This window comes from Mesorhizobium sp. M7A.F.Ca.CA.002.15.2.1 (assembly GCF_003998715.1).
Lineage (GTDB): Bacteria > Pseudomonadota > Alphaproteobacteria > Rhizobiales > Rhizobiaceae > Mesorhizobium > Mesorhizobium ciceri.
The window spans coordinates 1-13,629 of the sequence record NZ_RZPI01000065.1; the positions used below are offsets into that span (position 1 = coordinate 1).

General features: G+C 62.7%; 11 protein-coding genes. 8 read left to right on the plus strand and 3 right to left on the minus strand.

From position 1 onward, the window contains the following. Together ENZ74_RS06455 and ENZ74_RS06460 are read left to right on the plus strand one after the other, a co-directional pair. On the plus strand, window positions 1-856 hold an 856-nt coding region (locus tag ENZ74_RS06455), incomplete at its 5' end, for an ATP-binding cassette domain-containing protein (protein WP_127312699.1). A gap of 35 nt (window positions 857-891) precedes the next feature. Further along, on the plus strand, window positions 892-2,919 hold the full coding sequence (locus ENZ74_RS06460; protein ID WP_063170039.1) for an aldo/keto reductase: 2,028 nt from the start codon (window positions 892-894) through the stop codon (window positions 2,917-2,919). A 27-nt stretch (window positions 2,920-2,946) separates the two neighbouring features. Here ENZ74_RS06460 and ENZ74_RS06465 read toward each other — a convergent pair whose 3' ends face one another. Beyond that, a complete protein-coding gene (locus ENZ74_RS06465) occupies window positions 2,947-3,822 on the minus strand; it encodes an AraC family transcriptional regulator (protein WP_082826649.1) in 876 nt (291 codons plus the stop codon). 247 nt (window positions 3,823-4,069) lie between these two features. Between ENZ74_RS06465 and ENZ74_RS06470 the strand changes: the two genes are divergently transcribed. The 6 genes from ENZ74_RS06470 (at window position 4,070) to ENZ74_RS06495 (ending at window position 13,096) form a co-directional block, all read left to right on the plus strand. Continuing rightward, window positions 4,070-5,536 (plus strand): alpha-glucosidase/alpha-galactosidase, encoded by a 1,467-nt coding sequence (locus ENZ74_RS06470; protein WP_127312700.1) that lies wholly within the window; start codon window positions 4,070-4,072, stop codon window positions 5,534-5,536. Window positions 5,537-5,684: 148 nt separating this feature from the next. Next, entirely contained in the window at window positions 5,685-7,769 is a 2,085-nt protein-coding gene (locus ENZ74_RS06475; RefSeq protein WP_063170040.1) for an ABC transporter substrate-binding protein, read from the plus strand. A gap of 111 nt (window positions 7,770-7,880) precedes the next feature. Continuing rightward, entirely contained in the window at window positions 7,881-8,888 is a 1,008-nt protein-coding gene (locus ENZ74_RS06480) for an ABC transporter permease (protein WP_063170041.1), read from the plus strand. Window position 8,889: 1 nt separating this feature from the next. Next, on the plus strand, window positions 8,890-10,029 hold the full coding sequence (locus ENZ74_RS06485) for an ABC transporter permease (protein ID WP_063170042.1): 1,140 nt from the start codon (window positions 8,890-8,892) through the stop codon (window positions 10,027-10,029). A gap of 9 nt (window positions 10,030-10,038) precedes the next feature. Then, entirely contained in the window at window positions 10,039-11,706 is a 1,668-nt protein-coding gene (locus ENZ74_RS06490) for an ABC transporter ATP-binding protein (RefSeq protein WP_063170043.1), read from the plus strand. Between the two features lie 19 nt (window positions 11,707-11,725). Further along, window positions 11,726-13,096, plus strand: coding sequence for an alpha-glucosidase/alpha-galactosidase (locus tag ENZ74_RS06495; RefSeq protein WP_063170044.1), 1,371 nt, complete (start codon window positions 11,726-11,728; stop codon window positions 13,094-13,096). A 5-nt stretch (window positions 13,097-13,101) separates the two neighbouring features. Here ENZ74_RS06495 and yacG read toward each other — a convergent pair whose 3' ends face one another. Next, the gene (gene yacG, locus ENZ74_RS06500) at window positions 13,102-13,299 is read right to left on the minus strand and encodes a DNA gyrase inhibitor YacG (RefSeq protein WP_013530195.1); all 198 of its coding nucleotides are present in this window, start codon (window positions 13,297-13,299) and stop codon (window positions 13,102-13,104) included. After that, window positions 13,296-13,629: Maf family protein (locus ENZ74_RS06505; RefSeq protein WP_206522260.1), on the minus strand; the 334-nt coding region annotated here is incomplete at its 5' end. The genes yacG and ENZ74_RS06505, both read right to left, overlap by 4 nt.

The following is a 13,629-nucleotide window of genomic DNA, read 5'->3' on the forward strand; positions in this document are numbered from 1 at the left end:
GTTCCAGTCCTACGCGCTGTATCCGCATATGAGCGTCGAACAGAACCTCTCTTTCGGCCTGCGCATGACCGGCAATCCAAAAGCCGACACCGAACGGCGGGTGAAGCGGGCGTCCGAGATCCTGCGCATCAGCGAATTGATGGACAGGCGCCCGAAAAAACTCTCAGGCGGCCAGCGCCAGCGCGTCGCCATCGGCCGCGCCATCGTACGCGAACCGCAGGTGTTTCTGTTCGATGAGCCGCTCTCCAATCTCGACGCCGAATTGCGCGTCCAGATGCGCGTCGAGATCTCCCGGCTCCATAAGGAACTGGGCACGACAATGATCTATGTCACCCACGACCAGACCGAGGCGATGACGCTCGCCGACAGGATCGTCGTGATGCGCGCCGGCCATATCGAGCAGATCGGCCGGCCACTCGATCTCTACGACAACCCCGACAATCAGTTCGTCGCCGGCTTTGTCGGCTCGCCGAAGATGAATTTCATCAAAGGCCGGGTTGTCGGGCACGATGCACCTGGCGTCGTGGTCGAACTGGCGGGCCAGGAGAAGACCCGCATCACGCTACCGCTGACTGGCACTGCGCCCGAAATAGGCAGCCCAAAAATCGGCAGCAAGGTCATTGTCGGTGTGCGGCCCGAACATTTCGGCAATGCCGGAGAAGGCGACGCCGACCTTGTGGTTGCCATCGACGTGATCGAGCACCTGGGCGGCACAAGTTTCCTCTATGCCAGAACGGCCAACGGTGACGACGTGGTGATCCAGCGCGACGCGGCAAAGGTCCCCGACACGTCCGAGATCACCGTTTCCATCCGCAAATCCTACCTGTTCGACGAAAAAGGACTGCGGCTGCGCTGACCGCCAGCCCTTTCCAGCCTTCAAGGAGAATGACAATGACCGCAACCACGCCCATTCGCTGGGGCATTCTCGGCCCGGGCAGCATCGCCCAGTCCTTTGCCGGTGGCGTGGCCGCTTCGGACACCGGCAAGCTGGTCGCCATCGGCGCACGCAATCCCGCCAAGCCGGGGCTTGCCGAGCGTTTTCCCGGTGCCCGTATCCTCGACGGCTACGACGCGCTGCTCGCCGACCCCGACATCGACGCCGTCTACATTTCGATACCGCATCCAGGCCATGCGCAATGGGCGATCAAGGCGGCCGAGGCCGGAAAGCATGTGCTGTGCGAAAAGCCGCTGGCGCTGACCGCCTTCGAGGCCGACGCCATGATGCATGCTGCGCGCAAGGCCGGCACATTCCTCGGCGAAGCCTTCATGTACCGGTTGCACCCGCAGACCAAGAAGCTGGTGGAGCTGATCAGGTCCGGCGTCATCGGCGAGATCAGGATGATCAAGTCGAGCTTCGGTTTCGCCATGCCGGGCTTCATGCCGCAGCACCGGCTCTATGCCAACGATCTCGCCGGCGGCGGTATTCTCGATGTCGGCGGCTATCCCGTCTCGATGGTCCGGCTGATTGCCGGTGCGGCCGTCGGAAAGCCCTTCAGCGAGCCAGACAAGGTGGTCGGCACCGCCCATCTGGGCCAGTCCGGCGTCGACGAATGGGCCTCCGCGCTGCTGCATTTCCCCGGCGGCATTGTCGCCGAAGTCTCCTGCAGCATCTCGCTCAACCAGGACAATGTGCTGCGCATCCTGGGCACAAGGGGCCGCATCGAAGTGCCGGACTTCTGGTTCGCCGGCGGCAACCGCGATGTCGGTCTCGGCCGGATAGACGTCATCGCCTCCGATGGTACGCGCCAGACCATCAGCGTCGACGAGAAGCGCCATGTCTATTCCTTCGAGGTCGACGCAGCCGGCGAGGCGATCCGCGCCGGCGGCCAAGAATTCGCCTGGCCGGGCATGGCGTGGGCGGAAAGCCTCGGCACCTTGCGTGTGCTGGACAAATGGCGGACGGCAGCCGGCCTCGAATACGGGATCGAGAAGGCCGAGCAGCGCACCAACACCATCTCCGGCCGGCCGCTACGGTCCGGCGGCACGGCGGTCGCCAAGCGCACCATTCCTGGCCTGTCGAAACCGGCATCGGTGGTGGCGCTCGGCTTCGAGGATTTCCGTACGTTTTCCTCAGGTTCGATCCTGCTCGATGCCTTTTTCGAGGCCGGCGGCAATCTCTTCGATACCGGCTATGTCTATGGCGGCGGCTATACCGAGAAGCTGCTTGGCGAATGGTTGAAAAACCGTGGCGTGCGCGCGCAATCGGTGGTCATCGCCAAGGGCGCGCACTCGCCGCTGTGCTATCCTGATGTGATCGGCAAGCAGCTCGACCAGACGCTCGAACGCCTGCAGACCGATCATGTCGATGTCTACTTCATGCACCGCGACAATCCGGATGTGCCGGTCGGCGAATTCGTCGATGCGATGGATCGCGAGGTCAAGGCCGGCCGCATCCGCGGCCCGTTCGGCGGTTCGAACTGGACGATGGAACGCATGGATGAGGCAATTGCCTACGCCGAACGCACCGGCAAGCAAAAGCCCGGTGCGCTGTCCAACAATTTCTCGCTGGCCGAAATGCTGGAGCCGATCTGGGCTGGCTGCGTCACGTCCTCCACGGATGCGTGGAAGGCCTGGCTGACATCCAGGAAGATGCCGAATTTCGCCTGGTCGAGCCAAGGGCGCGGCTTCTTCACCGATCGGGCGGGTCGCGACAAGCAAGACAATGAGGAGCTGGTGCGGGTCTGGTACTCCGAGCGGAATTTCGGCCGCCGCGACCGGGCGATCGAACTTGCCGCGAGACTGGGCAAGAGCCCGATCCATATTGCGCTGGCCTATGTGCTCGCTCAGCCCTTCCCCTCCATCCCGCTGATCGGGCCACGCACGCTGGATGAACTGGACGACAGCCTGCGCGCTCTCGACATCACGCTTTCGCAAGCCGATCTCGAATGGCTGGACGGCGGCAGCCTGCGCGCTGCCTAGTTGGCTGCCTGTTTAACCGTGGCGGCGTCAGGTCTCGTCATCGAACGCCCTGACGCCGCGCCTGGCCGGAGTCCGCAAATTCGCGTACATGCCTGTGGTGCGGAATTGGCTCGGTGTGATGCCGTAGCAGCGGCGGAAGACCTTTGAAAAATAGTTCGCTTCCTCGAAGCCGCACAGGATGGCGACCTCCTTCACCGGCAAAAAATCCGCTTTGGTCAGCAGCTTCGCCGCGCGTTGCAGGCGCTGCTGCAGCACGAACTCGGCCGGAGGCAGGCCTTCGCTCTCGGCGAAACAGCGTGAGAAATGGGCTCGGCTGAGGCCGCTGATCTGGACCAGGTCCGCCACCGGCAGCGGCTTGTCGAGATTGGCGTTGATGTGATCGATGACCGGCTGCATGGCGCTTAGTTTTTCGGCGAAGGCATGGGAACCGAAGACATCGTCATAGAGCGCCATCGCAGCCTCGTAGGCTATCGCGGAAGCAGCACCCGGCGAAGCGGCGCCTTTGATCAGGCGCAGGCTGCAATCGGCAAGATGATCGATTGTCGCCGGCTGCAGCCGAAATACAGGACCCGAGACGCTGAGGATCGACTTGTGGATGCGCAGCGCTTCCTCGCCGTTCATCGAAATCCAGAAATATTCCCAGCGCTCATCTCCAGCCAGCCAGTAACGGTGGTTGTGCGGCACCAGCACCAGCAATGTGTCGTTCTTCTGCAAGCGGTAGTTGCGGTTTTCGTAGCGCAGCCGGCCAGTCCCGCTGATCGTGTGCTGGAGCACGGTGAACGGTGTCTGACCGCGCTTGCGGCCGTCCCAGTCGTAGATTTCGTCCTCGCGCACTTCGTAGCCCGTGCTCGTCGGCATGGCGTGCAGGCGCTGGCGGCCGCGCGGCAGCGAGATCGTGCGCATGGACTGTCCGTGTTCTATCAAATCATGCAGCACAAAATTACCCCTGAAAGCATAATCCTTCTCTGGTCGCGCTCGCGAATAAGCGCATAATCCCCATCGAAAAGCGAGAGAGATCCGCAGTCAAGGAGCGGACAGGGAGGTTGGCGAGCCGGATTCCGGCTTGTCCTGCATACATGTCGCGGCATGTGGCTAGAGCCTCCCATTGTCATTCCTTGCCTGCAATTCGAAATGGAATGAGGTGCGGCTGATGAGTTTCAAAATCGCTATCATCGGTGCCGGCAGCGTCGGCTTCACCAAGAAATTGTTCACCGACATCCTGTGCGTGCCCGAATTCAAGGACATCGAATTCGCGCTGACCGACGTCAGCGAGCACAATCTTCAGATGATCAAGGCGATCCTCGACAGGATCGTCCAGGCAAACAGGTTGCCGACCCCGGTGACGGCGACCACCGACCGCCGCAAGGCGCTCGAAGGCGCTCGCTACGTCATCAGCTGCGTGCGGGTCGGCGGCCTCGAAGCCTACGCCGACGATATCCGCATTCCCTTGAAATACGGCATCGACCAGTGCGTCGGCGATACGATCTGTGCCGGCGGCATTCTCTATGGCCAGCGCAACATTCCGGTGATCCTGGATTTCTGCAAGGACATACGCGAGGTCGCCGAGACGAACGTCAAATTCCTGAACTACGCCAACCCGATGGCGATGAACACCTGGGCGGCGATCGAATACGGCAAGGTCGACACTGTCGGGCTCTGTCACGGCGTCCAGCACGGCGCCGAGCAGATCGCCGAGGTGCTTGGCGCGAAGTCCACGCAGGAGCTCGACTATGTCTGTTCCGGCATCAACCACCAGACCTGGTTCATCGATCTGCGCCTCAACGGCCGCCCCATTGGCAAGGATGAACTGGTGGCCGCTTTCGAGGCGCATCCGGTCTATTCCAGGCAGGAGAAGCTGCGCATCGACGTCCTGAAGCGCTTCGGCGTCTATTCGACCGAAAGCAACGGTCATCTTTCCGAATATCTGCCCTGGTACCGCAAACGTCCCGACGAGATCACGCGCTGGATCGATATGTCCGACTGGATTCACGGCGAGACCGGCGGCTATCTCCGCTACTCCACCGAAACCCGCAACTGGTTCGAGACGGAATATCCGCAGTTCCTCGAAGCGGCGTCCAAGCCGATCGACCGCGAGAAACGCTCCAACGAGCATGCCAGCCACATATTGGAGGCGCTGGAGACCAACCGCGTCTATCGCGGCCACTTCAACGTCAAGAACAATGGGGTGATCACCAACCTGCCGCACGATGCCATCATCGAGTCGCCGGGCTTCGTCGACCGTTTCGGCATCAACATGGCCGCCGGCATCACGTTGCCGGAGGCTTGCGCCGCCACCTGCATCGCTTCGATCAACGTCCAGCGCATGTCGGTGCATGCCGCGATATCGGGCGACATCGATCTTCTGAAGCTCGCCGTGCTGCATGACCCGTTGGTCGGCGCGGTTTCGACGCCGGAGGAGGTCTGGCAGATGGTCGACGAAATGGTCGTCGCCCAGGCAGCCTGGCTGCCGCAATACGCCCATGCGGTTCCGGCCGCCAGGGAGCGGCTGTCGACATCCAAGGTGAAGACCCGCGAGTGGGCGGGCGCCGCACGGCGCAGCATTCGCTCGATCGAGGAATTGCGCGCCGAAAAAGCCGCGCTGAAGCAAGCCGGCTGAAACGGGCCGGCTGAAACGGGCCGGCTGGAAATTCATGCGGTGATGGTGGATCCATGGGAGGCGGATCCACTGCCACGAAGCCGTTTGAATTCGAGGAGAGGCGGAGCGGGTGCAAACGCTCCGGACCAACAAGAGGGAGAGAGAGACAGTGAGGAATTTACGCAATATCGGCCTTGCTGCCGGACTGGCGCTGAGCGTCTCGGTCTCGGCACTCAGTGCATACGCTTCCGAGCCGACGGTTCCGCCGGCGCCGACACCGTTTCCCGCCGAAGGCAAGATCAATTATGTCGCGCGCGACTCCATTCTGGAGTTCAAGGCGCTTCCCGAATATCACGAGCCCGACTGGGTCACCGAGAAATACGTCAAGACCGGCAAGCTTCCGCCGGTGAGAGACAGGCTGCCGAAGGAGCCGCTGGTCTTCAAGACGGGCAATATGCAAGACGGCATCGGCGTCTATGGCGATACGATGCGCCACGTCATCGGAGGGCGGCCGGAAGGCTGGAACTACGGCGCCGGTCAGACGCAAGGCTGGGGCGGCATCGACATCGGCCTCTCCGAATGCCTGACGCGCACCGCCCCGCTGTTCCAGGTCGAGGCCAAGGACACCGAGCCGCTGCCGAACCTGGCCAGGAGCTGGGATTGGTCGAGCGATGGCCACAAGCTGACCATGCACCTCATCGAAGGCGCGAAGTGGTCGGACGGCGTGCCGTTCAATGCCGACGACGTCATGTTCTACTGGGACGACGAGGTCGTCGATCCCAACGTCTCGCCGCTGAACGGCGCCACGCCGGAAACCTTCGGCGTCGGCACGACGTTGAAGAAGATCGACGACTACACCGTCGAATGGACCTTCAAGGACGCCTTCCCGAAGCAGTACCTGTATGCCATGGCCTACGGCACCTTCTGTCCTGGTCCCGCGCACATCCTGAAGCCGCAGCATCCGAAATATTCGAAGAACACCTATGACCAGTTCAAAAATGCCTTCCCGCCGGAATTCATGAACATGCCGGTGATGGGCGGCTGGGTCCCGGTCGAATACCGGCCGGACGACATCATCGTCATGCGCCGAAATCCCTATTACTGGAAGGTCGACGAAAAGGGCAATCAACTGCCCTATCTCAACGAACTGCACTACAAGCTGTCGACCTGGGCCGATCGCGACGTCCAGGCGGTGGCCGGCGCGGCTGATTTTTCCAATCTGGAGCAGCCGGAAAACTTCGTCGCCTCGCTGAAGCGTGCGGCGGAGGCGAACGCGCCTGCCCGTCTTGCTTTCGGCCCGCGGCTCATCGGCTACAATCTGCGCTTTAATTTTTCCGCCAATGGCTGGGGCAATCCGGACGAACGCGGCCAGGCGATCCGCGAGCTGAACCGCAACGAGGATTTCCGCAAGGCCGTCACCATGGCGCTCGACCGCAAGGCGCTCGGCGACTCGCTGGTCAAGGGGCCGTTCACCGCCATCTATCCCGGCGGCTTGTCGTCAGGAACCAGCTTCTACGACCGCAATTCGACGGTCTACTACCCCTTCGACCTCGATGGCGCCAAGGCTGAACTCGCCAAGGCCGGCCTCAAGGATACGGACGGCGACGGCTTCGTGAATTTCCCTTCCGGCACCGCCGGCGGCAAGAATGTCGAGATCGTGATGCTGGTCAACAACGACTACACGACCGACAAAAGCCTTGCCGAAGGCGTCGTCGCCCAGATGGAAAAGCTCGGGCTGCGGGTCGTGCTCAACGGCCTCAACGGCACCCAGCGGGACGCTTCGCAATACTCCGGCCGCTTCGATTGGCTGGTCCGGCGCAACGAACAGGAACTGACCTCGGTGGTGCAGAACACCGTGCAGCTTGCCCCTGTCGGCCCGCGCACCAGCTGGGACCATCGTGCGCCGGAAAATGGCGAGGTCGATGTGATGCCGTTCGAAAAGGACCTCGTCGACATCGTCAACAAGTTCGTCTCCACGCAGGACAATGACCAGCGCGCCAGCTTGATGAAACAATTCCAGAAGATCTCGACGGAGCACGTCTACAATGTCGGCCTGACGGAATATCCCGGCGCGCTGATCGTCAATAAGCGATTCTCGAACATTCCGCAGGGCACGCCGATCTTCATGTTCAACTGGGCCGAGGATTCGATCATCCGCGAACGGGTATTTGTCGCCGCAGACAAGCAGGCGAAATATGAATTGTTCCCCGATGAGCTGCCCGGCAAACCCGGAGAGAAGGGGCTGATGAATTAGGTTTACCTCCCTGACTGAGAGACCTCCGGCCGCGCCGCTGGCGCGGCCGGACAAACCAACCTCCGGACGCAACCAAGGGCGCGATCGGCGAGACAAGGAAATGAACCGTCCATGCTGCGATTCCTGCTCACGCGCATAGCGTCGGCAATCCCGGTCCTCGCCATCTTGAGCCTGGCCACCTTTGCCATCATCCAGGCGCCGCCGGGTGACTATGCCGACTACATCCGCTCGCAGGCGATCAACCAGGGTGGAGCTTCCTTTGCCGAGGCCGACGCGCAGGCAAAGGCCTATCGCATCGAGCATGGCCTCGATAAGCCGCTGCCCGTGCAGTATCTCAACTGGATCGTCGGCATCGTCACCCGCGGCGATTTCGGCTACAGCCTGTACTACAACAAACCGGTCGCCGATGTGGTCGGAGAGCGCCTGCCGCGCACGCTCCTTCTGGCGCTGGTCTGCCATCTGCTGGCCTCGGTGCTGGGCATCACATTCGGCATATGGGCGGCGACAAGGCAATACACCTGGATCGACTCGACACTGTCGGCCATCTCCTTCCTCGGCATGACGGTGCCGCGCTTCCTGATGGCGCTGATCATCGTCTATCTCCTGGTCTTCCAGTTCAACGTGTCTGAGATCGGCTCATTCTTCTCGCCGCAATATGGTGGTGCGCCGTGGTCGTGGGCCAAATTCGTCGACCTCGACAAACATGTCTGGCCGGTGGTGGCGATCGCCACTTTCGGCGGCCTCGCCTACAATATGCGCGTCATGCGCGGCAATCTGCTCGATACGCTGAACGCGCAATATGTCGAGACGGCAAGGGCCAAGGGGCTGACGGGTGCTGCCGTCGTCATGCGCCACGCCGTGCCCAACGCGCTGCATCCGCTCATCATGTATCAGGGCGTGGTGCTGCCCTATATGCTGACCGGCGAGATCGAGACGGCGATCATCTTCGCACTGCCGACCGTCGGCCCGGCGATCGTCGGCTCCATGGCTGTCGGCGACGTCTATGTCACCGCCACCTTCATGATGGTCCTGTCGGCGACGCTCATCGTCGGCAACATCATCGCCGACATGCTGCTCGTGCTGCTCGATCCGCGCGTGCGCCAGTTCGGGGAGCGTTGAGATGCTGGCGCGCGATCCATCCCCTCCACCGCTGCCTGCCGAAGGGCCCATCGTCGCCGAACCGGCGCATGGCAACGAAAGCTACATGGCGCTTGTCTGGCGCCGGCTGAAGCGCTCCTGGACCGGCATGGCCGGGCTCTGGCTCGTCGTGCTGCTGCTGGTGATGGCCGTATTCGCCGAATTCATCGCGCCAATGGACCCGAAGGTCACGGATGTCGGCTTCGCTCCGCCGCAGGTGCCAAGCTTCCATGACAGAGACGGCGGTTTCACCGCACGGCCGAGGGTCTATGCGCTGGCCGATTCGGCGGACCTCGATCCGGTCACTTTCCAGCCCGTCGTCGGCCCCGACTATGATCATCCTAGGCTGCTCGGTTTCTTCGTGCATGGCGCGCCCTACAAGCTGTTTGGGCTGCTGCCGGCGGACCGGCATCTGTTCGGCTCGCTGGACGGCCAGCCGGTGCATTTCCTAGGCACCGACAAGTTCGGCCGTGACGTGCTGTCGCGCGCCATCCACGGCTCGCGCGTCTCGCTGATGATCGCCCTGACGGTCGTCTTCATCATCACCGTCATCGGCACCACCGTCGGCATGGTTTCCGGCTATTTCGGCGGCAGGTTCGATGTCTGGATGCAGCGCTTCGTCGAACTGGTGCTCGCCTTCCCGCAGCTGCCGCTCTATCTGGCGCTGACGACACTGATCCCGGTCACCGCTCCCACCAACGTCTTCCTCGCTTTCGTCATCATCGTCATGTCGGCCTTGGGCTGGGCGCAGATGTCGCGCGAAGTGCGCGGCAAGACGCTGGCGCTGGCGCGGATCGAGTATGTGCGCGCCGCCATGGCGGTCGGCGCCACCGACCGGCGCATCATCATGCAGCACATCTTCCCCAATGTGATGAGCCATGTGATCGTCGCCGTGACGCTGGCGATCCCGACCGTGGTGCTGCTCGAATCCTTCCTCGGTTTCCTCGGCTTCGCCGTCAAGCCGCCGCTGATCTCGTGGGGCCTGATGCTTCAGGACACCGCGACCTATTCCGTCATCGGCACCTATCCCTGGATCCTGTCGCCGGTCGGTTTTGTGCTGGTCACCGTCTTTGCCTTCAACGCGCTGGGCGACGGCCTGCGCGACGCCGTCGACCCTTATTGAGGTGCTGAGATGTCCGTCGCGCTCGCCGAATCCTTCGCACCGATCGTCCGTCACGACCATGATGGACGCCAGGACCAGCCGATCATCGATGCCCGCAACGTCGCCGTGGCCTTCAAGGTGGAGCATGGCGTCGTCGAAGCGGTCAAGGACATCTCGTTCCAGCTCTATCGCGGCGAGACGATCGCCATCGTCGGCGAATCCGGTTCGGGCAAGTCGGTGACGGCGCGCACCGTCATGGGCCTGCTGTCACGGCGCGCCACGGTGTCGCCCGGCTCGAGCGTCTGTTATGACGGGCAAAACATCCTGAAATTTCCCGAGAGCGCCCGGCGCAAGCTGCGCGGCAACCGCATCTCGATGATCTTCCAGGAGCCGATGAGTTCGCTCAACCCGATCTATACGGTCGGCAGCCAGATCGTCGAGGCGATCCGGGTGCATCGTAAGGTCAGCCGCAAACAGGCTTGGGCGCGAGCGCTCGAACTTCTGCAGCACGTGCAGATTCCCGATCCTGCCGCGCGGCTCAGACAATACCCGCATCAGCTCTCGGGCGGGCAACGCCAGCGGGTGATGATCGCCATGGCGCTGGCCAACAATCCCGACGTGCTGATCGCCGATGAGCCGACCACGGCGCTCGATGTCACCGTCCAGGCGCAGATCCTGAACCTGATCCGCAGCCTGCAGAAAGAGCTGCGCATGGCGGTGATCCTGATCACCCACGACCTCACCGTGGTGCGCCAGTTCTCCGACTACGTCTATGTCATGCAGCATGGCGAAATGTGCGAGCACAACGCCACCGAACGGCTGTTCGGCGATCCGCGGCATCCCTATACGAGGCGGCTGCTGGCTTCAGAGCCGCACGGGCAGCCGAAGCCGCTGCCGGAGGGTTGTGGCACCATTCTCGAGGCCAGCGGCGTGCGCGTCTCATTCATGCTGCGCCACGGCACCTTTCTGAAACCCGACTGGCGCGAATTGGTCGCCGTCGACGATCTCAGCCTGAAACTCTGTCGTCATGAGACGCTGGGGCTGGTCGGCGAGTCCGGCTCCGGCAAGACCACCTTCGGCCAGGCCCTGCTCCGGTTGATCGACGCCAAGCGCGGCGAGATCCGTTTCGACGGCAAGCCGATCCACGGCCTGTCGCGGGCCGAGATGCGGCCGTTGCGCTCGCGCATGCAGATCGTCTTCCAGGATCCGTTCTCCTCGCTCAACCCGCGCATGACGATCGGCCAGATCATCGAGGAAGGGCTGATCGTCAACAGCATAGGGGCGACGCGGCGCGAGCGGGTCGAACGGGTGCGCGACGCGCTGGTCAGCGCCGGCATGCCGGGCGATATTCTGTCGCGGTTTCCGCACGAATTCTCCGGCGGCCAGCGACAACGGATCGCGATCGCCCGCGCCATAGCGCTCGAACCAGAATTCATCCTGCTCGACGAGCCGACATCGGCGCTGGACCTCTCCGTCCAGGCGCAGATCATCGACCTCCTGCGCAAGCTGCAGGACGAGCGCGGCCTCAGCTACCTCTTCATCTCGCACGACCTCAAGGTGGTGCGCGCGCTATGCCATCGCGTGATCGTCATGCAGAACGGCAAGATCGTCGAGCAGGGCCCCGTCGACGACGTCCTGTCCAATCCCAAGACCGCTTACACCGAACGGCTCGTCAGGGCCGCTTTCGATGTGGCCTGAACATATGCCGGAGGTTAGCATGGCAAGAAATCCCAAGATCACGTTCATCGGCGCCGGCTCGACGGTGTTCATGAAGAACATTGTCGGCGACGTGCTGCAGCGCCCGTCGCTGTCCGGCGCGACGATCGCGCTGATGGACATCAATCCGCAGCGGCTGGAAGAGAGCGCCATTGTCGTCAACAAGCTGATCGCGACGCTTGGCGTCAAGGCGAAGACCGAGACCCATTCGGATCAGCGCAAGGCGCTGGCCGGCGCCGATTTCGTCGTCGTCGCCTTCCAGATCGGGGGCTACGAGCCCTGCACCGTCACTGACTTCGAGGTGCCGAAGAAATACGGCCTGCGCCAGACGATCGCCGACACGCTCGGCGTCGGCGGCATCATGCGGGGCTTAAGGACCGTGCCGCATCTGTGGAAGGTGTGCGAAGACATGCTCGCCGTCTGCCCGCAGGCGATCATGCTGCAATATGTCAACCCGATGGCGATCAACACCTGGGCGATAGCAGAGAAATACCCTGAGATCAGGCAGGTCGGCCTCTGCCATTCGGTGCAGGGCACGGCAATGGAGCTGGCTGAAGACCTCGACCTTCCCTACGAAGGGATCCGCTATCGCTCGGCCGGCATCAACCACATGGCGTTCTATCTGAAGTTCGAGCATCGCCAGCCGGACGGTTCCTACCGCGACCTCTACCCAGATCTCGTGCGCGCCTATCGCGAAGGCCGCGCGCCCAAGCCCGGCTGGAACCCGCGCTGTGCCAACAAGGTGCGCTACGAGATGCTGACCAGGCTCGGCTATTTCGTCACCGAGAGCTCGGAGCATTTTGCCGAATATACGCCCTATTTCATCAAGGACGGCCGCCCGGACCTGATCGAGAAGTACGGCATCCCGCTTGATGAATATCCCAAGCGCTGCATCGAGCAGATCGAGCGCTGGAAGGGGCAGGCTGAAGCCTATCGCTCGGCCGATCGCATCGAGGTAGAGCAGTCCCGGGAATATGCCTCCTCGATCATGAATTCAGTCTGGACCGGCGAGCCGTCGGTGATCTACGGCAATGTCCGCAACAATGGCTGCATCACCTCGCTGCCTCGGGATTGCGCCGCCGAAGTGCCGTGCCTGGTCGATGCCTCCGGCATCCAGCCGACCTATATAGGCGAGCTGCCGCCGCAATTGACCGCGCTGATCCGCACCAACATCAACGTGCAGGAACTGACGGTGCGGGCTCTGATGACCGAGAACCGCGAGCACATCTACCACGCGGCGATGATGGATCCGCACACCGCGGCCGAACTCGATCTCGACCAGATCTGGTCACTGGTCGACGATCTCTTGGCCGCTCACGGCGACTGGCTGCCGGGCTGGGCGCGGGTGGCGCGCAAGACCGAGGCCGCCTGACGACCTCATTTCGGAGCGTCGGGATCCGTCTCTTCCTCGTCATCGCGGGCCTTGATGACATAGGCGCCCTTCAGCCAGCGGTTGAGGTCGATGTCCTTGCAGCGCGTCGAGCAGAACGGAAAGCTGTCGCGCGCCGAGGGCTTGCCGCATTCGGGACAGGGGCGCTTTGGGCGCAAGGGCGTGACTTTGGGATCGGAATTCACAGCCGGGTTCCCGCCAGCCAGCCGCCATGCACCTTGAAGCCTTCGCCGCTCAGCAGCGCGATGGTCTCATACAGCGGCAGCCCGACGATGTTGGTGTAGGAGCCGACCAGCTTGACGACGAAGGCGCCGGCGAGGCCCTGGACGGCGTAGCCGCCCGCCTTGCCGCGCCATTCGCCCGAGGCGATATAGGCGTCGATCTCTTCGCGCGGCAGCCGCTTGAAACGCACCCGCGTCTCGACCAGGCGCTGGCGCAGCTTGCCACCCGGGGTGATAAGGCAGATGCCGGAATAGACCCGATGCGAACGGCCCGACAACAGCCCGAGACAGTTG